The organism is Vibrio paracholerae, from assembly GCF_037672085.1.
Classification (GTDB): domain Bacteria; phylum Pseudomonadota; class Gammaproteobacteria; order Enterobacterales; family Vibrionaceae; genus Vibrio; species Vibrio cholerae.
The window spans coordinates 579889-603665 of record NZ_JBBHLM010000001.1; the positions used below are offsets into that span (position 1 = coordinate 579889).

The window sequence follows — 23777 nt, forward strand, 5'->3', positions numbered from 1 at the left end:
ACAACCGAAACCACCGCGGCTCAATGGGACTGGAAACGCCACGCGTTGACAATCCCTTTGAGGCGTTTGTTATAAAGCTACTTGATAAATGCTTCTAGTTTTTTTGTAAGGTCAGCTATCTGATTATGAATAACAGCTTTATCGAATTCATAGCTATTGGATTTAGACTTATAGAAATCACACATTTTATCTCTTTCTTTGAGGGCATCTAAGGTATCCGCCCCATGATCCCACAGGGCGATATTGTTAGTGTTTGAAGTTCCAAGGCAGGAGTGCATCGATATCTGGCTCTGCTTTCGCTAGCTCTTTCATGCACTTGACCATGTAGTCGTAGAGGATGAGACCGTTGGCTTTCGCTGTCCCAACGATGCTGTAAAGCATCGCACTCGCTTCAGCTCCATTGGGATTGGTCGAGAAGAGCCAGTTCTTTCTACCAATAACCAGCGGCTTAATGGCGCGTTCAGCACGGTTATTGTCTATCGATAAGTGACCGTCATCGATATAGAGGATTAACTTTGACCATTGGCCGAGCGTGTATTTTATCGCCTTACCCAGCGGGCTAGACTCAAGCATCTGTTGAGTCGTCATCCATTCGTATAACTCATCCAGTATCGGTTTGGCATGCTGCTGGCGTTCTGCTTTTCGTTTTTCCGCAGACTCACATTTTAAGCGTGATTCTATCCCATAAAGCTTTTGGATTTTGGCAAGCGCTTTATCCGCTTTACCTGACTTACCTTTGCCTTGAAGCTTTTTCGCGTCCATGAACTTACGCCGAGCATGCGCGAAGCAACCGACATTGGTGACTCGATGAAGCCCATCATAAGCACCATAGCCATCGGTTTGCAGATAACCACTGTAATCCCCCAAGAAGGCAACAGGGCACGACCTCGCGCGACTGTTTTGATAGTCGTACAAGACGATATTTTTCACATTAGGGAGTGCGGCACCTGGCGAGTCCGCGCCCGAGCAGTAGAGCCACATGTAGCATTGCTTGTCTTCCTTGAGGACATTGAGCGGCGTTTCATCCGCCTGAACCACCACTTGCTCAAGTAGGTGCGTTTTTAAGGCCGCGTAAAGTGGGGCGAACTTCTCACTGACTTGGATAACCCACCTTGCCATGGTGGTGCGTGAGAGTTCGATACCCGACTGGGTAAACAGGGATTCTTGACGATACAGTGGCATCGCGTATTGGTATTTGCCGAGGATGATATTGGCCAGTAAGCTTTCTGTGGCGAAGCTTTTAGGGATAATGCTTTGCGGCGCTGGCTTTTGAACGACGTGGTTTTTGTCTTCTGTTTGTTCGCATTGGCGGCAAGCATATTTAGGACGAACATATTCCAACACTTTTAGTACCGCTGGCGTGAACTCAAGTTTCTCGCTACGGTCTTCACCGATTTTATGCAGACTATGTTGGCAGCAAGTGCACTGCTTTTCATGGTCGTCTAAATCAAGTTCGATAACTTCACGAGGCAGGCTCTTTGGCAGTGGCTTGCGTTTACCACGTTTCTTGGTTGTGTTGGTCGTCGTGACCTCAACCTCTTCTTCCTTAGCGGCTTCACATTCCGCTTCGTTGAAGAGGTCACCTTGTGATTCATTGTAAGGCTTTAACGCCTCCGAGCGTTTAGCGAACTGACGGTCAAAGGCAAGTTTGAGTTGTTCAAGCAGCGACTGGCGCTCTTGTTTCAATTGGGTTTCTGACGCCAACAGCGCTTTCACCATCGCTTGTAGCTCGGCAACATCTTGGCTTTCTGGATTGATATTTGGCGTCTTTTTCATGGCATTGATTATACTAAAATTATGCCATTAATGCTTGGTGGATAAGACTTTATTATCGCTTAAGTCATTGTAAAATCATTTATTATAACGGGTTTGTGGCCGATAATCGTGAAGCCAGAAAGCAGTCTATCAAGCTCGAATTGAGTTAGGGTAAACACGTCGTTTTGCTCTTTTGATGGCCACTTGTACTTGGCTTTTTCAAGGCGCTTGTACCAAAGAGCAAAGCCTGTCTTATCCCAGTACAGCACTTTGATTTTGTCGCGCTGTTTGTTGGTGAACAGGAACAGTGCACCACTTCCTAACGGTAAGTCGGTGTCACTTTCAATCATGGCCGCGAGACCGTTGATGGACTTTCTAAAATCGACGCTTTCACGATAGAGATAGATTTCGGGAGCACTGAGCATGCGTTTCATGACAGCGCACCGATAAGTTCTGCAAGATAGGTTGTTGGCGTGCCTTGCGGAATGCTCAGTTCAACATTGTTTACAAGTAGTGTCATGTTGGCCACTGCAATATGAGTGGCTTGATACCTCGTGGTTTTTTCAACGACTTCTGCTTTAATGAAGCCAACCGTGTTCGGTTTTTCGATGTGCTTTAACTGTTGTCGCTTAGCGTAAAAAGTGGAGAGGCTCAGTCCGTTACGTTCACAGAATAATCGTTGTGATAGCTGGCTGGATTCATAGTGTTCGAACAGGGTTCGCCATTCTTGGTTAGTGCGACGTTTGGCCATTTCAAATTTCCATTGGGTCGGAGGTTTGATCTTATTATTCGGGCTAGACGATTAGAATGCGGGGTTTATGACGCGCTTACGATGTTTCATAGCGACCAGGGGAGTCATTATACAAGTCGAGCTTATCGGCGCTTACTTGGGCGTTATCAGGTAAAACAAAGCTTATCACGTAGAGGAAATTGCTGGGATAACAGCCCGATGGAGCGTTTTTTTAGAAGTTTAAAGACAGAGTGGGTACCCGCCAGCGGTTATTATAGTTTTGGCCAAGCGGTGCAGGAAATCGTTCGTTATATTATTGGTTACTACAGCCAACGGAGGCCACATTGGTATAACGGTGGTCTAACGCCCAATGAGTCAGAGCGACGGTATTGGGTAAACGCTAAAAACGTGGCCAATTTTAGTTGACCACTACACTCACGCGTTAACTTCAACTCATCTCGCTGTAGAGATAGCTCTTTCATCTGTAAAAATATTGTATAAATTAATCCAAGGAAGGCTAATCCTGAAAATAAAGCACTGCTGGCACCAAACATACTACCAAACGCGCTTTGACCTATTGGATCCTTATCAAGGAGAAACCAATAATTAGAAAACAAAATGATGACCAATAATGTCACGGCTAACCCTAGAAATAGGTACTCTTTTTTCATTATATCTCCGATTTAAATTGCTTTATAACGCCCGCCTAAGGGGCTGGCAACGCATTACCATCAAACTCAAACACAACAACCGAAACCACCGCGGCTCAATGGGACTGGAAACGCCACGCGTTGACAGTCCCTCTTGAGGCGTTTGTTATACCGTTGATTCACGCTGCTGCTCTTTAAATTTATCTATTGAAGCTTGAATCGTTTTTTTTGACTCAAACTCTGGAATACAAGAATAGATCAGCCACTTATGAATAAGGCTAGGCTTCCCTTTGAAGGCAACAAATGAGCGTATTTTTGCGTACCGTTGAAGTTGTTTAGAGTCAGTATAGATATGAGTTATAACAAACGCTCTCTCGTAAGCCAAAAAATAATAAAACAGATACACATATGGTAGTAAAGATACCGACAACAACATCGGAACCAAGAAATCCCGGAATGTATCAACACTGATAAACTTACCTGGTTCATTATATATATTTAAGATTGAGTCGATGAAAATCAAGGTTCCCATTATGGCTAAAATATAGTCCGATATTTTTTGTGCTTGCTTATACTCTGGTTTACCTTTGGCAAAAGCACTACAACACGCAAATAGTGTAGCTGTCGTTACTAGAAATAATTCCGTTATAAAGCCGTAAGAATGAAACGCTACTAGGAACTCAATTAGTACAATCAGCTTAACCTGAGAATTTAACGATGCTTTCAAGTACTCTTTGGGTTCGGTGATCTTAGTCGTATTCATAAGCTGAACAAAGCCAATAAACACAAACCACAGTATCGTATTTTTAAGTTGCCCTGCATTCCAAACATCGATGCTATAAAGTAAATATACGACAATTGAAATATATAAAAGCAGAGTGCTAGTGGTTATCAGTATGGCTTTTTGGCAAAAGGATTTTAGGACTAACTCTATAGCAGGTAGAACCTCCTTACTTTTTATGGAAACCCAAATGAAGACAACAATGACCAGAGTAGCGGTAGCTAACTCTCGATTATTAAAAATATCCAAATGCCCTCCTGAGCCTAAAAACGGTATAACGCCGCGTTAAGGGGTGAGCAACGCAACTGCCAACTCACCGCATTGCACTAAAAACCAATAAAATCAATGCATAACAAAAATGCCGCGCGTTGTGAATCCCTCTTGAACGCCTTGTTATAGCGCTTTTCCATTTACTAACGACCAATGGTGAGGCATTAATTCACGGAGAGTCTTAAACACCAACTCATTCTTTTCGGTTGAAATTGCTGCTCTTACATCGCCACCCCAATGAACCAAACGTTCTTGGCAAATACCACACGGAGATAGAACCAAAAACTCTCCATGTTCATCTTCACGGCATATGCATAACGAATGCGTTACCACTTCATTTAATTTATGAGCTTCCAAATAAGCACCGACTTCCATACAAAGTGACAATGCATCATTTTTCACGTCTGGAGCAACACTAGTTAGAATTTTTCCCGATTGGGTTCGCACTGCTGCCGCACCGCCCCACCCCGTCGGATATCGTTTCACTATTAATTGTGCTGCTGCGTCATAAAGATCTTTTTCTATACTTTCCATTTCATCGATTCCGAATATTCGAGTGCGCTATAACGCCCGCCTAAGGGGCTGGCAACGCATTACCACTAAACTCAAACACAACAACAGTAACCACTGCGGTTCAATGGGACTGAAAACGCCACGCGTTGGCAGTCCCTTTGAGGCGTTTGTTAGGGCGTACTTTCATTACACCTTAGGGCTTCTAATATTCTTAACCCATCACTTTTTGTGCCACTATAACCACCAAAAAAACTTGGATATTTCATTGGTGCTAAAGTAAGAACTAATTGAAACACCGTGAAGTAAAAACCAAAGCTTGCTAAAAAAGTGAACCATTGACCCGCGTCAACCATTCTTAGCTCATTTAATAACATGGCTAAAAGTAATGTTACTAGTGGGCCACCAAGCAACGTGAACACCAAACCGACTCTCGACAGCCTTGAACTTATGCTACAAAAGCCATGAAAAGTAGAAAATGGCGCAATTCTGATAAACAAGCGGCTCACTTTTATTATCGGGATTAGGCTCGAGCCACCCAAATCAATGACAACTTTCTTTTTCATACACAACTGAGGTATCGCATGACCAAGCTCATGCATGAGCGTCAGTAACGGCATCAACACCAAAAATCCCAGTGCGTAGCCAAAAACAAGCTCCATTGTTTCCTTTCTCCATTAAGCCCTAACGCCCGCCTAAGGGGCTGGCAACGCATTACCACTAAACCCAAACACAACAACTGCAACCACCGCGGCTCATTGGGACTGGAAACGCTACGCGTTGACAGTCCCTCTTGAGGCGTTTGTTATGCTTAAGTTTCAACACTGTACATTTGAAACAACTCAAAAATAAACCATTGAAATAATTAGCCAAACCATAGAGTTTCTTAAATTGGAACTGAATCAAACTTTACCTGCGAACTAACCAATGCAGAGCTTCATCCTACAAATTAGCCAATGTGGAAACCCTCTCCGACAAACCCAGTCATCACACATGGGCACAACAACTCAATGAGGCAATGACACTGAAATTTACAGCGACAGACACATTGCCGTTTCATTAGGTAGCGCAAAACAATGCTCAATTGCCGACAGACTTTAAGTCTGTAAGTAAAGGCACCAAACTGCTCAAAGCGACTTGAGAGAGCAAAACTCACCTCGCGTGGACTCAAAAACCCAATGAGGCAATCACTCAGAATTTACAGCGCCAGAGACATTGCCGCTTCATTAGGCAGCGAAAAACAATATTGAATTGCCGAAAAAACCTGAACGAAATGCCAAAGAAATCGACAATCACAACCTGCTGATTTTTATGGATTAAGCATAACGCCCGCCTAAGGGGCTGACAACGCATAACACCAAACTCAAACACAACAACCGTAACCACCGCGGCTCAATGGGACTGGAAACGCCGCGCGTTGACAGTCCCTCTTGAGGCGTTTGTTATGCTTAAGCTTCAACACTTTACATTTGAACCAACTCAAGAGTAACTAACTGAAAATATTGACCAAATATCGAATTCCCTTGAATTAGAACTGGCTCAACTTTTACTTATGAACTGACCAATGCAGGCTTTCATTTAGTCACCAGGCCAATGTGGAAACCCTCTCCGACAAACTCACTCACCACGCATGGGCACAACAACTCAATGAGGCAATGACACTGAAATTTACAGCGACAGACAGATTGCCGTTTCATTAGGCAGCGAAAAACAATGCCTAATTGCTGACAAACTTTAAGCCCATAAGTAAAGGCACCAAACTGCTCAAAGCGACTTGAGCCAACAATACTAACCTCACGCAGACTCAACAACACAATGAGGCAATCACTGCGATTTTTCAGCGCCAGATACATTGCCACTTCATTAGGCAGCGAAAAACAATATTGAATTGCCGACAAAACATGAACGAAATGCCAAAGGAATCGACAACCACAAACTACTGATTTTTATGGATTAAGCATAACGCCCGCTTAAGGGGCTGACAACGCTACTACCAAGTTTCCGCATAACATCGTAATCACAAAAGCCAACGCATGGTAAAAATGCCACGCGTTGGCTGTCCCTCTTGAAGCGTTTGTTATGTTTAGAGAGCTGAATTTTGTTCTTTTGCGTATTGTGCGTAGAGAATGTCGGCAAAATCTGTTTCGTTGATAATGCCGATAACAAGATCTCGAACTGCATCCGCAAGCAAATCGTTTTCCTGCGTAAGCTCAAAATCGTTAAGTGATAAATATTCAAGTGCCACAGCCAAACCTGTGCGTTTGTTCGCATCAGGTAGCGCATGTGAAACCGCTATACAAGCAGTGTATTTAGCAGCGATTTCAAAAACATCATCCAGTCCTTCATAAACGATGGCATTATCGATTCGACCTAATGCCCCCTGAAGCTTGGGAATATCAACGGCTCCTTTCATTCCTGGTTCTGTTTTTAGGATGAAAGCATTAATCTCGATCACTCGTTCAAAAGGAAAACAGATGATATCCATTACATATCAGCCAATTTAGTGAATGTCTTCTGATGGGTACGCAAAGCAAGTTTAGTTTCAGACTTCACAATTTGACGACCAGCATCACCAGTCAAATCAAGCTTTTTACTAGCCTTAATTTTCGGTCTTTCAACAGCATCAACGCCGTAAGCTTCAACTTTTCGATTCATATCACACCTACTATCAATAAAGGTTAGGCCGATTATAGCCCCAAAACGTGATAAAAAACATAACGCCCGCCTAAGGGGCTGACAACGCATTACCACTAAACTCAAACACAACAACCGTAACCACCGCGGCTCAATGGGACTGGAAACGCCGCGCGTTGACAGTCCCTCTTGAGGCGTTTGTTAGCTCTCTGCTTGGCGAATAGGTTACTGAAATTGTTCACCATGATTTTCTAAAGTTGTGCTACCACAGATAGCACAAACAACATATCTATCTGTTAATTCTAACGAAACGCCACCAGGTAAAGAGGCTGCCGAACTACTAAAAAATCCATCTAGAAATGCTTTGAACTGCTCTCTTTTGGACTTACCGTACTTTGATGGCTTTTGCTTCATCACTTCTTTATGTTCAGTGTTCTTCCCACACTTTTCACAAAACCTTGTGCTCATACTATCTCCTGAAATATTGCTAAAAAGAACTTCAAATCCAGCTTGGCTTTTTGGACTCTGCGATGAACTTTGAAAGAGAGCTAACGCCCGCCTAAGGGGCTGGCAACGCATTACCACTAAACTCAAACACAACAACCGTAACCACCGCGGTTCAATGGGACTGGAAACGCCGCGCGTTGACAGTCCCTCTTGAGGCGTTTGTTAGTTTCGTAGCCCATTGTTTAACAATGATTTTTAAACACATTTTCTTGAAAGTCATTTTACGCAAAAGCATCAAGCAAACACACGTCCAACGCCAAAAGCTGTGAAGTTGGCTGCCTAAACTCAAAACATTCAAGGTTAAGTTGGCCACGGTTAAGAGTCCGCGACAAAGAAAGCACACTTTCAGCGATGATGAAGCCATTTGTGAAACCAAACTTTGAGTGTTGAACATCCAACAACATTGAAGCTGCGAGGCTTGTTGGTTTTCAGCGACTTTGAAACTACTGAACTTTCAACGCTTTCTACCAAATTAGAATCAAGCAAAACTCAAAAGCCAAATTGTGCAGCTTGAACGCTAAATACTGAATTTTCAGAACCTTGTTCATGAGTTTTTGAGAGTTTTCCTGAGAGAAACTAACGCCCGCCTAAGGGGCTGACAACGCATTACCACAAAACTCAAACACAACAACTGCAACCACCGCGGCTCATTGGGACTGGAAACGCCGCGCGTTGACAGTCCCTCTTGAGGCGTTTGTTAGTTTCGTAGCCCATTGTTTAGCAATAAATTTTTAAACACATTTGCTTGAAAGTGATTTTACGCAAATGCATCAAACAAACACACGTCCAACGCCAAAAGCTGTGAAGTTGGCAGCCAAAACTCAAAACGATCAAGGTTAAGTTGGCCACTTACCGAATCAACGACAAAGAAAGCACGCTCACAGCAATGATGCCGCTTTTGTGAAACCAAACTTCCAGTGTTGAGCATCCAACAATGTTGAAGCATCGAGGCTTGCTAGTTTTCAGCAACTTTGAGACTGCTGAACTTTCAACACGTTCTACCAAATCAGCATCAAGAAAAACGCAAAAGTCTAATTGTGCGGTTTGAAAACTAAAGGATTATTTTTCAGAGTCTTACGTTTGAATTTTTGATGACTTTTCCTGAGAGAAACTAACGCCCGCCTAAGGGGCTGGCAACGCATTACCACCAAACTCAAACACAACAACTGTAACCACCGCGGCTCAATGGGACTGGAAACGCCGCGCGTTGACAGTCCCTCTTGAGGCGTTTGTTATTTTGCTTTTACCCAACTATCTTCTAGCTTAAAGGTATGATTGTCGAAATCGATTGTACCTCGCACACCTAATGGTGTGACGAGCATCGGATGCGTATGACAACTATCAAAGCCATAAAATATAGGTACATTTTTATCCGCTAATACTTCGTTTAAAACGTCCAGCGGTGTTCTACCTGTACCTTTGTTGTCAAATAACTCATGCTTCCCCAAAATGATCGCACTCACCCGCTCAAAAACGTCACAAGCTGCGAGATGTGCAAACGAACGTTCGATATTTTCGATGCCTTTCAGAGAATCCTCTATGAGTAAAATATCGCCAACTTTAATCTCTGGCATGTATCGACTGCCCCAGATCCCAGCCATGGTATTGAGGTTCCCGCCAATAATTCTGCCTGTCACTTTGCCTTTACCGATAAACTGCCATTCATTCGGATAAACGGGCTTAGCTGAATGCTGAGTTTCCCAATCGTGCTTAATATCTGTCCATGACGAGGGCATAGTGTATTGATATTGATTCGTCTCTGAACACAACAGATCGATAAACGAATGAAAGGTTTCATCAACCAATGGAGGATACTCACCAAACGAAGCGACTAAGGCTGGGCCATAAAATGTGATGAGTCCTGTTTGAGCATAGATCCCGAGCAATAAAGCTGTGACATCTGAATAACCAATGATGATCTTTGGATCGTTTCTTAAGGCTTCATAATCAATATACGGCAACAGTGAATTGCTATTACTGCCTCCAATAGTAGACATGATGCAACGGACATTCGGATCCCGAATAAGCTGATTCAACTCTTCAGCACGCTCTCGAATCGAGCCTGAGCGGTAATAATCAGATTTTCCCGTAAGCGAACCTTCAACTAACTCAAATCCCTGAGCCTTAAGGTAAGCTTTGGCTCTTTGAAATCGATTTGGAGCAAAAGCTGTAGCCGGTGAAGATGGTGAGAAAAAACCAATTTTGTCTCCAATACTTAAAGCTTTGGCATATAACACTTACCGCTATCCTCCATAATTTGAATAAGCAAAATAACGCCGCATTAAGGGGTGAACAACGCCCAAACTAACTCAATGCAAACTACGCTCACCAAGATAGCTACTGCATGCTAAAAATGCCATGCGTTGTGAATCCCACTTAAATGCTTTGTTAGGTTACGATGTCTCATTTTGAGTGTGATTTTCACCGCACTACTATCCGATTTTCGTAATTATCAGTCGTCAACTCGACCAATATCACAATTGCATAATACCAATAAATCAATAACTTATGCACCATTAAACATACGATAAAACTCACATTCTCTTGTGCTAGTTATAAGGATATAGAGAAATATGATTATTGGTGTATAAACTATGACTGAATCATCTCAAGATAAGACTAAGCGTAAGCTGATTAATCACATTAAAACCATCAAGCCCACGCATCAGACAGCGATATTTTTTAATAACTTTGATGATGCATTTCTGTTCAACAATTTGATGCAGGAAATTAAAAAACCTGTCAGTGCTGCATTCAAAAGTATCACTATGATTTGGGTGTTGAGATTAAAAAATCAGTTCAGATATGGCACTGTCGGATACATTCAAATTCTCACCTCTGCCGAACTTGATTTGAATTTGCTTAGCAAACTGCTCTCTCGATACACCGATGACAGCCAAGTTAGAGTCGCACAACGTCCATTTGACCGAGAAAAATATACAGACACAGTATCAAAGCAAAGGCTTGCCAATTTAGCCGCCTATTTAGGCTCTGAGACAAGCCCAAGACGTTATGCCATAACCAACAAGCCTAGAATGAATAGACACGCTCAGAATTGATTCTAGCGATAATGAGAAGCACTATCACCGAAACCAATTGGTTTCATATGTTACTCCGTGTTTCGATGAGAACTTATATCAGTAACCTAACGCCCGCCTAAGGGGCTGACAACGCATTACCACTAAACTCAAACACAACAACCGAAACCACTGCGGCTCATTGGGACTGGAAACGCCGCGCGTTGACAGTCCCTTTGAGGCGTTTGTTATGCTTAAGCTTCAACACTTTACATTTGAACAAGCCCAAGAGTAAATCACTGAAATCATAGGCTAAACTTCGAATTCCCTTGAATTAGAACTGGCTCAACTTTTACCTATGAACTGACCAATGCAGGCTTTCATTTAGCAACTAGGTCAATGTGGAAACCCTCTCCGACAAGCCAACTCACCACGAATGGGCACGACAACTCAATGAGGCAATAACACTGAAAGTACAGCGGCAAACACATTGCTGTTTCATTAGGCAGCGAAAAACAATGCTCAATTGCCGACAGACTTTAAGCCTGTAAGTAAAGGCACCAAACTGCTCAAAGCGACTTGAGCCAACAATACTAACCCCGCGCAGACTCAACATTTCAATGAGGCAATAACACAGAATTTACAGCGCCAGACACGTTGCCGCTTCATTAGGCAGCGACAAACAATATTGAATTGCCGACAAAACCTAAACGAAATGCCAAAGGAATCGACAACCTCAACCTGCTGATTTTTATGGATTAAGCATAACGCCCGCCTAAGGGGCTGGCAACGCATAACACTAAACTCAAACACAACAACTGCAACCACCGCGACTCATTGGGACAGGAAACGCCGCGCGTTGACAGTCCCTCTTGAGGCGTTTGTTATGCATTACAAACCACCGGCTAAATCCAGAAAGTTACCTGTGGAAAATGATGATTTTTCAGACGATAACCAATAAATTGCCTCAGCGACTTCATCAGGCAAACCACCACGTTGCATTGGGATTTTATTTTTGAGTCGTTCTATACGGTCAGGCTCTCCACCGTCAGCGTGCATATCGGTATAAATCAATCCTGGGCGAACACAGTTAACTCTGATACCTTCCGCGGCAACTTCCAACGACAGACCTTTTGTTAACGTGTCAATTGCACCTTTTGACGCTGCATAATCGATGTATTCATTCGGTGAACCTGTTCGAGCGGCTCCCGAAGAAACATTAACTATGACACCACCGAAACCACCATGACGAGTTGACATTCGTTTCACTGTTTCACGACAACACAAGAAATAACCTGTCACATTGTTGATGAGAATTGAGTTAATCCTCTCTGCACTCATTTCGTCTAAGCGCATCTGCTTCTTTAAGATACCAGCATTGTTGACAAGAACAGAAACAACACCAAGCTCTTGGTCAACGGTTTCAAACAGTTTAACAACATCACTTTCTTTGGAAACGTCAGCTTGAACCGCAATACAATGACCACCTAACGCTTTGATTTCTTCAACGAGAGTATTAGCAGCCTCAGCATTAGATTTGTAATTTATGCATACGGAAAAACCGTTTTGAGCAAAAAGTTTTGCTGTCGCCGCACCAATCCCTCGGCTACCGCCAGTAATAACAACTACTTTTTGAACGCTCATTATTCATCCTTTTAACGCTGAATTTGATGTAATGCATAACGCCCGCCTAAGGGGCTGACAACGCATAACAACCAAACTCAAACACAGCAACCGTAACCACCGCGGCTCAATGGGACTGGAAACGCCACGCGTTGACAGTCCCTCTTGAGGCGTTTGTTATGCTTAAGCTTCAACACTTTACATTTGAATCAAATCAATGATAACCAACTGAAATCATTGGCCAAACTCCGAGTTTCCTTGAATTAGAACTGGCTCAACTTTTACCTATGAACTGACCAATGCAGGCTTTCATTTAGCAACTAGGCCAATGTGGAGACCCTCTCCGACAAACCAACTCACCACGCATGGGCAAGACAACTCAATGAGGCAATAACACTGAAATTTACAGCGACAGACACATTGCCGTTTCATTAGGCAGCGAAAAACAATGCTCAATTGCCGACTGACTTTCAGCCTGTAAGTAAAGGCACCAAACTGCTCAAAACGACTTGAGCCAACAATACTAACCCCGCGCAGACTCAACATTTCAATGAGGCAATAACACAGAATTTACAGCGCCAGACACGTTGCCGCTTCATTAGGCAGCGACAAACAATATTGAATTGCCGACAAAACCTAAACGAAATGCCAAAGGAATCGACAACCTCAACCTGCTGATTTTTATGGATTAAGCATAACGCCCGCCTAAGGGGCTGGCAACGCATTAACACTAAACCCAAACACAACAACCGAAACCACCGCGGCTCATTGGGACTGGAAACGCTACGCGTTGACAGTCCCTCTTGAGGCGTTTGTTATAGGGATTTTGCCAGCTTATTCAAACCATTACCTTCAAATCGGTAATACTCTTTTTCTCTAATCAAACTGGCTCCGATTGATTTGTAAAACTTTCCTGCTGTCGGATTCGTACTCTCTGCTGTCCAGTCTAGGCGCTGACAGTTATGCGTAATAGCGATAGTAGCCAAGTGTTTCATCAATTGAAGTCCGATACCTTTACCACGAGCAGAGGAAGATACAAACAGGTCTTTCATATACATCTGGCCTGATAATTTTGGTGCCGGAAACATTATTGTGTAAGTTGCAAACCCCAAAACCTTATCGTGTTCAACGGCTGCGATCACTTTTACGCCTGAGTGCTCAGAAAATACTTGATGACTAAGATAGTTGGCTAAGTCCTGCTCTGATGCAGCATTATCACCGAAATAGTACTGCTCAAGTTCAATGAAGATCTCAACTAAATCAAGGCAATGGTGTTTATCAACTCTTTTGATTTCTACAGACATTTACATCCCTATAACGCCCGCCTAAGGGGCTGGCAACGCATTAACACTAAACTCAAATACAACAACTGCAACCACCGCGGCTCAATGGGACTGGAAACGCCGCGCGTTGACAGTCCCTCTTGAGGCGTTTGTTAGCTTCGTAGCCTATTGTTTCACAATGGCTTTTAACAAATTTGCTTGAAATGCATTTTACGCAAAAGCATCACTCAAACACACGTCCAACACCAAAAGCTGTGAAGTGAGCAGCCAAAACTCGCAGTGATCAAGGTTAAGTTGGCCACTTACCGAATTTCCAACAAAGAAAGCGCCATTTCAGCGACAATGCAGCCTTTGTGAAACGAAACTTTCCGTGTGGAGCATCCAACAACATTGAAGCATCGAAACTTGATGGTTTTCAGCGACTTTGAAACTGCTGAGCATTCAACACTTTCTACCAAGTCAGAATCCGACAAACTCGGAAGCCAACTTGTGCAAGTTGAACGCTAAAAGCTGATTTTTCAGAACGATTGAGTTTGGATTTTGATGATTCCAGCCTTTAAGAAGCTAACGCCCGCCTAAGGGGCTGGCAACGCATTACCACTAAACTCAAACACAACAACTGCAACCACCGCGGCTCATTGGGACTGGAAACGCCACGCGTTGACAGTCCCTCTTGAGGCGTTTGTTAGGTCATTTCTTGAGGCTTGGTAAATTCAGAAGCCCAAAGCTGCTGAGCCCAATTAAGTTGCCCTTTCCCTAACTCAGGACAAACCTCTAAAGCTTGCTGCAATTCGTCTAACTTGTGCTCTAGTTCAGGTTGGCTTACGTTATTTGTAATGATTTTACCCAGAGTCCAACTAAGCAAGATATGAATCAACGTGATTCTGGTAGCTTTATTTGAATCGTAAGTATCAAAACCGAACTTCATATTAAGAGTAATGCTGCCGCAGTCTTCCAATGTTGCATTATCGATCACTTCAAGTTGCCATCCTTGCAATTCTCGAGTGTAGTGGGCATATGGTTGTATTGAAGAACAGAACTCTCCAAAATATTCTCCCCAGCCTTGTGACCACAAGGATTTACTATAATGTTGCCAAACATTCTGACTTAATCTTTTTCTGATTGCCCCAGAACTTTTTGATCCTTGGACCCATGCGGTAACTAATTCTGACGAAAGGCTTCGATCTTTTAAGAAGCCGCATTCAATTAAAGTTAACGCTTCGACACTTTGCCGAGTTAAGCTTAACGCTATTGCATGTTTGCCCTCACGATTTGCGTCTGCGCTTGCCATTAAGCATTGAACGTAATGAAGAACTGAACATTGAACCGAAGTTTTACTGTCCAATGACAAGTCTGATAATTGATCTGCCAGTTGCATAGCTACACCAGACACCTCGCCAATTAACTGGCTACCAACTTCAAACCATTTTGGTGTATTACTCAAATTTTTCTCCTCTGACCTAACGCCCGCCTAAGGGGCTGGCAACGCACTACCACTAAACCCAAACACAACAACCGTAACCACCGCGGCTCAATGGGACTGAAAACGCCACGCGTTGACAGTCCCTTTGAGGCATTTGTTATGCTTAAACTTCAACACTTTACATTTGAACCAACTCAAGAATAACCCACTGAAATCATTGACCAAACTTCGAATTCCCTTGAACTAGAACTGGCTCAACTTTTACCTATGAACTGACCAATGCAGGCTTTCATTTAGCAACTAGGCCAATGTGGAAACCCTCTCCGACAAACTCACTCACCACGCATGGGCACGACAACTCAATGAGGCAATAACACTGAAATTTACAGCGACAAACACATTGCTGTTTCATTAGGCAGCGCAAAACAATGCTCAATTGCCGACTAATTTTCAGCCTATAAGTAAAGGCACCAAACTGCTCAAAGCGACTTGAGCCAACAATACTAACCTCGCGCAGACTCAAGAACCCAATGAGGCAATCACTCAGAATTTACAGCGACAGACACATTGCCGCTTCATTAGGCAGCGAAAAACAATATTGAATTGCCGAAAAAACCTGAACGAAATGCCAAAGGAATCGACAACCACAAACTACTGATTTTTATGGATTAAGCATAACGCCGCATTAAGTGGTGAGCGACGCTAAACACCAACGCCTCGACAAACCACTTAAAACACAAAAACTGAATTTAGACTAAAAACACCAAGCGTTGCGAATCCGTCTTAAATGCTTTGTTATGCAAATTCAATAAGATAAACATAAAGTTACACCAAATTTGATTAAGAAAAAAGTCGAAATATTGGTTAAGTGAACCAAGAATCAACCCAAGCCCGAACCGTGATAAATAAGCCGCCAAAACAAAGTCCACCTTTCAGCAACAAACTAAGCTTTTGAATCAGGAAAACTCAACGAGCGAAACCTTTAGCAAAAGCAAAATGATCGATTAACTTGCCCTTTCCACACTTTGCGCCCGCAAAATTAACAACGCGCCAACGCTAAAACTGATTGAGGCAAGCAAAGAATCTTGCCTGTTTTACGGTCTGAGTTGACCACGAATTTGAAGCCGAAAATGCTCATTTGCCGACAACATAAAACGAATGGCCTGAGAAATCCAAAAAGATTAAACCCCTAAATTTACCTGAGTTGCATAACGCCCGCCTAAGGGGCTGACAACGCATTACCACTAAACTCAAACACACCAACCATAACCACCGCGGCTCATTGGGACTGGAAACGCCACGCGTTGACAGTCCCTCTTGAGGCGTTTGTTAGCCCGATGCCTAAAGTATGAATACCCGCTCGTGCTTGGTACGTAACGCTTTTAAACCTTTACAGGCCGATATTGTCAGGAAGCCCAACCTATATGTAACCGTACCATCGTAACGGTCACCTAAAGGTATCGTGCCTACTTTTTTAATAACAAAACGTTCCTTTTTAATCGCTTTAGAAGTTGATTCAAACTCAATGCAGCTATCCGCCATTACAGTTACAAGTAGCAGCGAATGGAAATAGCCGCCACCTCCGTAGTTAGAAACTAACTTCAAGATATGAACACCACTAAACGAACAACCAACATACTGGTAACTCAAATATTTATCGTCACTTTTATAGTCAACTACGGGAAAAGTGCCAGAAACATGCCGCGTATCAACTTTACCAAAATATCGATTACTCTGGTTGGCGTCAGAGATATTGATAGAAACAATTTGGTCGCCAACATCAGAAATCCAACCATTAAGATCATCTAATATCGCGGGTGATATGTAGTTATCAGAAACAAATGAATATTTGTAGTGCTGAAAATCACGTATTGGAGCCGCTCGTGATGAGAGAGATACAAATTTAGCACCAATGATGCCATGAACTTCGTCTCTAAAGAATGCAGCGAGACTAGCAACAAACACGACTGCAGGCTCTGGACTAGGCTCACTTATGAACCACAAAACGCTACCAATTATTGCTAGTATGCTTAACGTCCGAAATATCACTTTTTTCCTCTTGAGGGCTAACGCCCGCCTAAGGGGCTGGCAACGCATAACACTAAACTCAATCACAACAACTGCAACCACCGCGGCTCAATGGGACTGGAAACGCCGCGCGTTGACAGTCCCTCTTGAGGCGTTTGTTAGTTTCATAGCCCATTGTTTAACAATGACTTTTTAAACACATTTGCTTGAAAGTCATTTTACGCGAAAGCATCAAGCAAGCGCACGTCCAACGCCTAAAGCTGTGAGGTTGGCAGCCAAAACTTAAAACGATCAAGGTTAAGTTGACCACGGTTAAGAGTCCGCTACAAAGAAAGCCAGATCACAGCGATGATGCAGCCTTTTATGAAACCAAACTGACCGTGTTGAACAACCAAAAGCATTGAGGCATTGAGGCATTGAGACTTGTTGGCTTTCAGCAACTTTGAAATAGCTGAACTTTCAACACTTTCTACCAAATCAGCATCAGGCAAAACTCAAAAGCCAAATAGTTCGACTTGAACGCTTAAAGCTGATTTTTCAGAGCGTTGAACCTGAGCTTTATGATTTTTCTAGATAGAAACTAACGCCCGCCTAAGGGGCTGGCAACGCATAACACTAAACTCAAACACAACAGCCGAAACCACCGCGGCTCAATGGGACTGGAAACGCCACGCGTTGACAGTCCTTCTTGAGGCGTTTGTTATGCTTAAGCTTCAACAATTTACATTTGAACCAACTCAAGAATAACCCACTGAAATCATTGACTAAACTTCGAATTCTCTTGAACTAGAACTGGCTCAACTTTTACCTATGAACTGACCAATGCAGGCTTTCATTTAGCAACTAGGCCAATGTGGAAACCCTCTCCGACAAACTCACTCACCACGCATGGGCGCGACAACTCAATGAGGCAATAACGCTGAAATTTACAGCGACAGACACATTACTGTTTCATTAGGCAGCGCAAAACAATATTCAATTGCCGACAGACTTTAAGCCTGTAGGTAAAGGCACCAAACTGCCCAAAGCGACTTGAGCCAACAACACTAACCTCGCGCAGACTCAACAACACAATGAGGCAATCACCGCGATTTTTCAGCGCCAGATACACTGCCGCTTCATTAGGCAGCGAAAAACAATATTGAATTGCCGACAAAACCTGAACGAAATGCCAAAGAAACCGATAATACAACCTACTGATTTTTATGGATTAAGCATAACGCCCGCCTAAGGGGCTGGCAACGCATTACCACCAAACTCAAACACAACAACTGCAACCACCGCGGCTCAATGGGACTGGAAACGCCACGCGTTGACAGTCCCTCTTGAGGCGTTTGTTAAGTGCCTGTTAATCAGACTGACAGCTGTCAATATTTTTTACATAGTCGATCAGCAAGTTTTTACCGTAGCCTGCCATTTTAGGACATGCAACTAGACCCATTGGCTTAATTACAAAGTGATAATTAGCATAGTTTATACCTGCCCCCAAAAAACCCATAAGCATTGCCGGTATTAACACAAACTTTGCTGAACGCATAATTTGCTGACCTTGCATCAATGACAATATTAATGCGACAACGACTGCACCAAATAATCCAGTGAACGCAAAAGCACCAATAATAGGTAGACCTAACCAACTAAACCTGACTATTTCTAGATTTGACTCAACGGTAAATAATGGCATTGCCATACTGATGGAAAGCCATAAGCCACCAATGAAAAATACCAATGAACCGAGCAATCCCTTTTTGAGTTTATTTACCATCAAAAGTATCAACCACAACTTCGATTAGTTTTGATTCAAAACCAGTCCATTTATCTACCCCCCAAACAGTTAAGTTTGAAAGAACCAAGATACTACTACCGACTAAAAAGGTTACAGGTGTTACAAGTGCTACTAGTGAACCAGCGGCTAGAGATACTCCTGCAACAGTTAATGCATGAACAAATAGTTTGGCCTCATCAACACCTAATTTAGCTAACGTATATTCGTCGTTGACGATGAATTGAAGCACATTGATCGCTGAACCCACTAAAATCTCCATGGGTGCGCTGACTCTAACGTAACGAACCATTCCTTTTGCAGAGTCTAAAGCACCTAAACCTAGCTTGACGACTCGTGCATTATCGGCTTTAAACACACCACCATGTAATAGGGTTTGAGACCAATATTCATAATTTTTTAGGATAACGTAATCAACCCCATCAATCGTTCTGACAAACGCAGTTACACCGACCCCACCTAAGGCTTTTGCTGTCTCTCTTGCATTGTATAACCCTGTTGCTGTGTCTTTTAAATTCTTGACCACATCAAATCTATCAAAGAATGCTGTCCACTCTTTCGGCTCTAATACCGCAAATTTCACAATTTCTTGCGTGTATTCTAACTTGATTTCTTTTTCACCCTCTGGAGCTAATGGGTTATAGGGCGGCCAATACATGTTATTAGGATTAATTTTAGGAACCGTTGCACCTGCCACAGAACTCGAATTCGATGCTGCACTCGATGCGGAAGCCGCTGAATTCATACTCGATAGTGAACGCTGCGCTGGTGTAACATTAGCTGAAACGGACGAACTACCGATTTGAACACTACTAGAGCCAACCAAAACATTTGAACCAGGAGGACATACCTCCACGAACTAAAGAAAACTGAGTGAAGAACGCTTTGTTGTTTTGCGCCAGCTTTTCACTAAACAACGAAACAGTTCCTAAAAACATCGCACTTGAATGTCGACCTGTAGGACCATAAAAATAGATTGCGGGATGGAGTCCTAAGCTCCCTCTATCATTTCCCGTTACCCTAGATGCTAATGCGATAGTTTTTTTTAACACCGTCACTGTATCTTGACCTGTCAGGTCATCCGAGAAGCTATCAATTTTGAGTACTCCTTTTTGCTGTGTAGTATTGGCAATAAGAATAAACTCAATAAGAATTTGAATTGCCGTTCTAATCCCTTTTGAACCACTCAATGGTAGGTCTAATGTCTTAATCGGTGTTTTTATCTCGGGATCAAAAAGCAATCGATGCACCTTGAGGGACATCGACTCTATAGATTCTGTCATTTCAGGAGCAAATGAGGACCAATATCTATGTCCTTTACCTGCTCGTATGATTGCTCTAGCAGCTATTGGTACTGGTTTTTTCCTATTTTTCAACAACAGCTCTTCAACTTCATCAAGTGGTGTACCCTTCATATTGATGTTAAAAAACGACGTTTCAGCTTTATCTGTGTCCCCTTTGACCCACTGAACTGGTAAACCTCTTGCTGTCAATGTGCTCAATTTTTTCCGTTGTTCCGGTGTGATACCTTCATTGTCATTATCGTCTAGCAAGCTCTTGAAGTAATTCCACGTACCAACACGCTCTTTGACAAGTTTTCTAGTTTTTTCCGCGGCTTTTTTTTGCTCGGCAGAAATGTCGTGCCCAAAGAGCTTGTGTGATATTTGTCCATCACCATAGTCATCTTCCATCCAGGCTCTAATGACACTCAAGCGATGACCACCGTCAATCACAAATAAGTAAGAAGGAGACATCCAAAGAATGACTGATGGTATCAAGTCGCCGTTGATATAACATTCCAATAGCGACACTACTTGTTCAGGGGTCCAGTGATTCGTTTCTCGCTGAAAATCGGGTTTTCTCAAAAGAGCAACTATAGGGCTACCTGACGCTAGTTCACGTGCGGGTATACTGTTAAACGTTTCGAATGATGTATTTTCATCTTGTTGGTGTGCGAAATCTGCTCGCTTTATCATAGCGTCCAGATTAACTAAATTTGATTTTGCTGCCACTAGAATTTACTCCTAACCTTGTTTCTTTATATAACATTATTTCTTTATCTTAAGGGATGTGCACTTGAACGACAGGTAAGCTGTATAACGCCCGCCTAAGGGGCTGACAACGCATTACACTAAACCCAAAAACAACAACCAAAACCACCGCGGCTCAATGGGACTGGAAACGCCACGCGTTGACAGTCCCGCTTGAGGCGTTTGTTAGGTTTGTGCTACGAAGCTCATATAGTAATAACCACCCAATTCATCATCCACTTGCGACACAATTTCAAAACCTTGCGACAAATAAAAGTTGAGTGCTTTTTGATTTTGAACCATGCACTTAAGGCTTAAGTTGCCATATTTCATTTTTGCGCAGTTAAGCAGCATCGAGCCCAAACCTTGCCCCTGATATTCGGTTGCGACATAGAGATGATGAATAAAATTGTCAGGCTCCCAAATGGAAATGAAGCCGGCAACATTCCCTAAAACCTCAGACAACCAAATTCGTTCACCTTGACATATCGCGGTCGAAGTCTTCTATCCGAAAACTATCCGCCTTGAGCCATGGGAAACTATCTCGTCTAGAGTCCAAGTAGAGCTTTCTCAACGATTCGAGATTACAAGCACTAAACTCTTTGATTTCCATGAAAAACCTTAAACCTAACGCCCGCCTAAGGGGCTGACAACGCATAACACTAAACTCAAACACAACAACTGCAACCACCGCGGTTCATTGGGACTGAAAACGCCACGCGTTGGCAGTCCCTTTGAGGCGTTTGTTATGCGCAACTCACCGTAACTTCATAATTACGTTCAACATTAGCGGAAACTTTACCCCACGTAGAAGATTTAACTCTTAGCTGATGCTTATCAAAAGCAGCTTGATCTCTAAACTCTTCATACACATCGAATCGATATGGGTTTTCTTCGTTTTGCGTGACTTCAAAAATCAGACAACCATCTTCTAATCTCGTGAAACGAATATGATTGTCTAGCTCATTGATAACAGCAGTTAGCTCTGCTTTGGGCACAACAATGAAGCCTTTTAGAATTACCTTGCTCAATTTCTATCCTTTTAAATTTTGCAAATGTGGCTGATTTTTTATGTTAGGCGCATAACGCCCGCCTAAGGGGCTGGCAACGCATTACCACTAAACTCAAACACAACAACTGCAACCACCGCGGCTCATTGGGACTGGAAACACCACGCGTTGATAGTCCCTTTGAGGCGTTTGTTATGCGTATTTTTCAACGTGTTTGCAAATACTCTAAAGTGTAAAAAACATAATATACGAGACTTAAAGACTTTATACTGTTGATTTCTGAGCCATAGTTATCCGATTGCCCGTGTATGATTAAGTGTCGATTAAGCAGTTTTTTTTGATGTGCCGTAGGGTTAGAGCAATTTTTGGTCAAGCTAGACCTTTTCCTTAAAGGAATAAACAAGACTTCTTCTAGCTGATCAATATCGTCCATATTGTCAAATAGATCATCTGTAAGTGGCTTATGTGCTTTGTTAGACCCTTGTTTGTGTTTACTGTACAAACCTAAATTGCCAGATAAATCACGACAAACGCTTTCTGCTAGGATGAGTAAAGCTGGAATTGATAAGTAATATAGTTGTTCTCGATAAGCGATAAATGCTTGTTTTATCTGACTTTCTCTTCTGGGTAGCTTTTCCAGTAGTATCCTCTCTATTTCTTCAGCCTTAGAATTAAAGTACTCCATTAAGAATTTGTCTTTGTAGGCGTCCTTTTGCCTGGTTAAGTTTTCTTCTAGCTGGTGGTGACTATCAAAATAATCATCAAAAAATACGACAAACCAACCTTTGTTCATAAGTTGATCAGTTGTTTTCTGTAATTCTTTAGGCAAGGACTCGAAGTAACTATGAATTTTTATTGCGATACTTTGCAATGTATCAAGAAATGTATTCGTCTCTTGATTTGTCAGGTTATTATCAAGTTTAGTCGCAGCACCTTGCAACTTCTGAAACAGAGCTTCCTTTAAATTTTTCGTAAGCGCGTCATAAACCCCGCATTCTAATCGTCTAGCCCGAATAATAAGATCAAACCTCCGACCCAATGGAAATTTGAAATGGCCAAACGTCGCACTCACCAAGAATGGCGAACCCTGTTCGAACACTATGAATCCAGCCAGCTATCACAACGATTATTCTGTGAACGTAACGGACTGAGCCTCTCCACTTTTTACGCTAAGCGACAACAGTTAAAGCACATCGAAAAACCGAACACGGTTGGCTTTGTTAAAGCAGAAGTCGTTGAAAAGAGGACAAAGTATCAAGCCACTCACCTTGTCGTTGCCAACATGACACTACTTGTAAACAATGTTGAACTGATCATTCCGCAAGGCACGCCAACAACCTATCTTGCAGAACTTATCGGTGCGCTGTCATGAAACGCATGCTCAGTGCTCCCGAAATCTATCTCTATCGTGAAAGCGTCGATTTTAGAAAGTCCATCAACGGTCTCGCGGCCATGATTGAAAGTGACACCGACTTACCGTTAGGAAGTGGTGCACTGTTCCTGTTCACCAACAAACAGCGCGACAAAATCAAAGTGCTGTACTGGGATAAGACAGGCTTTGCTCTTTGGTACAAGCGCCTTGAAAAAGCCAAGTACAAGTGGCCATCAAAAGAGCAAAACGACGTGTTTACCCTAACTCAATTCGAGCTTGATAGACTGCTTTCTGGCTTCACGATTATCGGCCACAAACCCGTTATAATAAATGATTTTACAATGACTTAAGCGATAATAAAGTCTTATCCA

The 23777-nt window shown here is 42.7% G+C and carries 30 protein-coding genes and 6 pseudogenes; 4 read left to right on the forward strand and 32 right to left on the reverse strand.

All coding sequences use genetic code 11. The features are described 5' to 3' along the window. Positions 1-246: 246 nt before the first annotated feature. The 3 genes from tnpC to tnpA (R4537_RS02995) are packed head-to-tail and all read right to left on the reverse strand — an operon-like array spanning position 247 to position 2506. Positions 247-1776, reverse strand: coding sequence for an IS66 family transposase (tnpC, locus tag R4537_RS02985; protein WP_114813761.1), 1530 nt, complete (start codon positions 1774-1776; stop codon positions 247-249). Between the two features lie 59 nt (positions 1777-1835). Further along, positions 1836-2189, reverse strand: coding sequence for an IS66 family insertion sequence element accessory protein TnpB (gene tnpB, locus R4537_RS02990; RefSeq protein WP_071178690.1), 354 nt, complete (start codon positions 2187-2189; stop codon positions 1836-1838). Continuing rightward, complete coding sequence (gene tnpA / locus R4537_RS02995; protein ID WP_338952405.1) at positions 2186-2506, reverse strand: IS66 family insertion sequence element accessory protein TnpA; 321 nt, start codon at positions 2504-2506, stop codon at positions 2186-2188. The genes tnpB (R4537_RS02990) and tnpA (R4537_RS02995) overlap by 4 nt, the downstream gene beginning before the upstream one ends. Positions 2507-2587: 81 nt before the next feature. On the opposite strand from tnpA (R4537_RS02995), the pseudogene R4537_RS03000 reads away from it, so the two are divergent. Continuing rightward, positions 2588-2911, forward strand: a pseudogene (locus R4537_RS03000) (integrase core domain-containing protein); the annotation flags it as partial. On the opposite strand, the gene R4537_RS03005 reads toward R4537_RS03000, so the two are convergent. The 12 genes from R4537_RS03005 to R4537_RS03060 all read right to left on the reverse strand — a co-directional run bounded on the left by R4537_RS03005 (position 2809) and on the right by R4537_RS03060 (position 10074). Next, positions 2809-3156, reverse strand: a complete 348-nt coding sequence (locus tag R4537_RS03005) for a hypothetical protein (RefSeq protein WP_175463860.1) — start codon at positions 3154-3156, stop codon at positions 2809-2811. The pseudogene R4537_RS03000 and the gene R4537_RS03005 sit on opposite strands and share 103 nt — an antisense overlap. A gap of 145 nt (positions 3157-3301) precedes the next feature. Next, complete coding sequence (locus tag R4537_RS03010) at positions 3302-4165, reverse strand: hypothetical protein (RefSeq protein WP_071179109.1); 864 nt, start codon at positions 4163-4165, stop codon at positions 3302-3304. A gap of 144 nt (positions 4166-4309) precedes the next feature. Further along, positions 4310-4720: a cytidine deaminase gene (locus R4537_RS03015; RefSeq protein WP_069213263.1), complete on the reverse strand. Its 411-nt coding sequence runs from the start codon at positions 4718-4720 to the stop codon at positions 4310-4312. A gap of 149 nt (positions 4721-4869) precedes the next feature. Further along, on the reverse strand, positions 4870-5358 hold the full coding sequence (locus tag R4537_RS03020) for a hypothetical protein (protein WP_033933186.1): 489 nt from the start codon (positions 5356-5358) through the stop codon (positions 4870-4872). A gap of 287 nt (positions 5359-5645) precedes the next feature. Next, positions 5646-5867 carry a DUF3709 domain-containing protein gene (locus tag R4537_RS03025; protein ID WP_080483247.1) on the reverse strand — a complete coding sequence of 74 codons (222 nt, stop codon included), beginning with the start codon at positions 5865-5867 and terminating at the stop codon, positions 5646-5648. A gap of 403 nt (positions 5868-6270) precedes the next feature. Next, on the reverse strand, positions 6271-6549 hold the full coding sequence (locus tag R4537_RS03030) for a DUF3709 domain-containing protein (RefSeq protein WP_071178225.1): 279 nt from the start codon (positions 6547-6549) through the stop codon (positions 6271-6273). A gap of 230 nt (positions 6550-6779) precedes the next feature. Next, positions 6780-7181 (reverse strand): type II toxin-antitoxin system death-on-curing family toxin, encoded by a 402-nt coding sequence (locus tag R4537_RS03035; RefSeq protein WP_000351248.1) that lies wholly within the window; start codon positions 7179-7181, stop codon positions 6780-6782. Next, on the reverse strand, positions 7181-7351 hold the full coding sequence (locus R4537_RS03040) for a hypothetical protein (protein ID WP_001080654.1): 171 nt from the start codon (positions 7349-7351) through the stop codon (positions 7181-7183). Before R4537_RS03040 ends, R4537_RS03035 begins: the two co-directional genes overlap by 1 nt. Before the next feature lie 204 nt (positions 7352-7555). Beyond that, the gene (locus tag R4537_RS03045; RefSeq protein ID WP_000107462.1) at positions 7556-7798 is read right to left on the reverse strand and encodes a hypothetical protein; all 243 of its coding nucleotides are present in this window, start codon (positions 7796-7798) and stop codon (positions 7556-7558) included. A 260-nt stretch (positions 7799-8058) separates the two neighbouring features. Next, positions 8059-8241: a DUF645 family protein gene (locus R4537_RS03050; protein ID WP_069648806.1), complete on the reverse strand. Its 183-nt coding sequence runs from the start codon at positions 8239-8241 to the stop codon at positions 8059-8061. A 353-nt stretch (positions 8242-8594) separates the two neighbouring features. After that, positions 8595-8747, reverse strand: coding sequence for a DUF645 family protein (locus R4537_RS03055; protein WP_080285828.1), 153 nt, complete (start codon positions 8745-8747; stop codon positions 8595-8597). A 322-nt stretch (positions 8748-9069) separates the two neighbouring features. After that, positions 9070-10074 carry a S66 family peptidase gene (locus R4537_RS03060; RefSeq protein WP_071179247.1) on the reverse strand — a complete coding sequence of 335 codons (1005 nt, stop codon included), beginning with the start codon at positions 10072-10074 and terminating at the stop codon, positions 9070-9072. Positions 10075-10431: 357 nt separating this feature from the next. On the opposite strand from R4537_RS03060, the gene R4537_RS03065 reads away from it, so the two are divergent. Then, on the forward strand, positions 10432-10896 hold the full coding sequence (locus R4537_RS03065) for a hypothetical protein (protein ID WP_338952415.1): 465 nt from the start codon (positions 10432-10434) through the stop codon (positions 10894-10896). A gap of 338 nt (positions 10897-11234) precedes the next feature. Here the strand turns inward: R4537_RS03065 and R4537_RS03070 are convergent. The 17 genes and pseudogenes from R4537_RS03070 to R4537_RS03150 form a co-directional block, all read right to left on the reverse strand. Further along, positions 11235-11470 (reverse strand): annotated as a pseudogene (locus R4537_RS03070) (DUF3709 domain-containing protein). 275 nt (positions 11471-11745) lie between these two features. After that, complete coding sequence (locus tag R4537_RS03075) at positions 11746-12498, reverse strand: SDR family oxidoreductase (RefSeq protein ID WP_000116045.1); 753 nt, start codon at positions 12496-12498, stop codon at positions 11746-11748. A 288-nt stretch (positions 12499-12786) separates the two neighbouring features. After that, positions 12787-13023 (reverse strand): DUF3709 domain-containing protein, encoded by a 237-nt coding sequence (locus R4537_RS03080; RefSeq protein WP_071179364.1) that lies wholly within the window; start codon positions 13021-13023, stop codon positions 12787-12789. Positions 13024-13292: 269 nt separating this feature from the next. After that, a complete protein-coding gene (locus R4537_RS03085; protein WP_044128169.1) occupies positions 13293-13781 on the reverse strand; it encodes a GNAT family N-acetyltransferase in 489 nt (162 codons plus the stop codon). Positions 13782-13970: 189 nt separating this feature from the next. Beyond that, positions 13971-14141, reverse strand: a pseudogene (locus tag R4537_RS03090) (DUF645 family protein). Between the two features lie 304 nt (positions 14142-14445). Beyond that, entirely contained in the window at positions 14446-15204 is a 759-nt protein-coding gene (locus R4537_RS03095; protein WP_071179250.1) for a hypothetical protein, read from the reverse strand. Between the two features lie 268 nt (positions 15205-15472). Next, positions 15473-15733, reverse strand: coding sequence for a DUF3709 domain-containing protein (locus tag R4537_RS03100; protein ID WP_422641471.1), 261 nt, complete (start codon positions 15731-15733; stop codon positions 15473-15475). A 791-nt stretch (positions 15734-16524) separates the two neighbouring features. Continuing rightward, positions 16525-17313, reverse strand: a complete 789-nt coding sequence (locus R4537_RS03110) for a hypothetical protein (protein ID WP_338952426.1) — start codon at positions 17311-17313, stop codon at positions 16525-16527. A gap of 152 nt (positions 17314-17465) precedes the next feature. Beyond that, a pseudogene (locus tag R4537_RS03115) lies at positions 17466-17612 on the reverse strand (DUF645 family protein). Positions 17613-18043: 431 nt separating this feature from the next. Continuing rightward, positions 18044-18322, reverse strand: a pseudogene (locus tag R4537_RS03120) (DUF3709 domain-containing protein). Beyond that, a pseudogene (locus tag R4537_RS18720) lies at positions 18308-18429 on the reverse strand (DUF3709 domain-containing protein); the annotation flags it as partial. The pseudogenes R4537_RS18720 and R4537_RS03120, both read right to left, overlap by 15 nt. Positions 18430-18559: 130 nt before the next feature. Then, positions 18560-18976, reverse strand: coding sequence for a hypothetical protein (locus R4537_RS03125; RefSeq protein ID WP_071178890.1), 417 nt, complete (start codon positions 18974-18976; stop codon positions 18560-18562). Further along, positions 18966-19691 carry a hypothetical protein gene (locus tag R4537_RS03130; protein WP_235859113.1) on the reverse strand — a complete coding sequence of 242 codons (726 nt, stop codon included), beginning with the start codon at positions 19689-19691 and terminating at the stop codon, positions 18966-18968. The genes R4537_RS03125 and R4537_RS03130 overlap by 11 nt, the downstream gene beginning before the upstream one ends. Before the next feature lie 115 nt (positions 19692-19806). Next, positions 19807-21006, reverse strand: coding sequence for a DUF262 domain-containing protein (locus R4537_RS03135; RefSeq protein ID WP_071178891.1), 1200 nt, complete (start codon positions 21004-21006; stop codon positions 19807-19809). Between the two features lie 204 nt (positions 21007-21210). Then, entirely contained in the window at positions 21211-21489 is a 279-nt protein-coding gene (locus R4537_RS03140; protein WP_080483420.1) for a GNAT family N-acetyltransferase, read from the reverse strand. Between the two features lie 281 nt (positions 21490-21770). Next, positions 21771-22055, reverse strand: a complete 285-nt coding sequence (locus R4537_RS03145) for a putative quinol monooxygenase (RefSeq protein WP_000048762.1) — start codon at positions 22053-22055, stop codon at positions 21771-21773. 184 nt (positions 22056-22239) lie between these two features. Further along, on the reverse strand, positions 22240-23106 hold the full coding sequence (locus R4537_RS03150) for a hypothetical protein (protein WP_338952437.1): 867 nt from the start codon (positions 23104-23106) through the stop codon (positions 22240-22242). Here R4537_RS03150 and tnpA (R4537_RS03155) point away from each other — a divergent pair. Together tnpA (R4537_RS03155) and tnpB (R4537_RS03160) are read left to right on the forward strand one after the other, a co-directional pair. After that, positions 23086-23406, forward strand: a complete 321-nt coding sequence (gene tnpA / locus R4537_RS03155; RefSeq protein WP_338952440.1) for an IS66 family insertion sequence element accessory protein TnpA — start codon at positions 23086-23088, stop codon at positions 23404-23406. The two genes, R4537_RS03150 and tnpA (R4537_RS03155), sit on opposite strands and share 21 nt — an antisense overlap. Then, the gene (gene tnpB, locus R4537_RS03160) at positions 23403-23756 is read left to right on the forward strand and encodes an IS66 family insertion sequence element accessory protein TnpB (RefSeq protein ID WP_071178690.1); all 354 of its coding nucleotides are present in this window, start codon (positions 23403-23405) and stop codon (positions 23754-23756) included. Before tnpA (R4537_RS03155) ends, tnpB (R4537_RS03160) begins: the two co-directional genes overlap by 4 nt. The last annotated feature ends 21 nt before the right edge of the window (positions 23757-23777 follow it).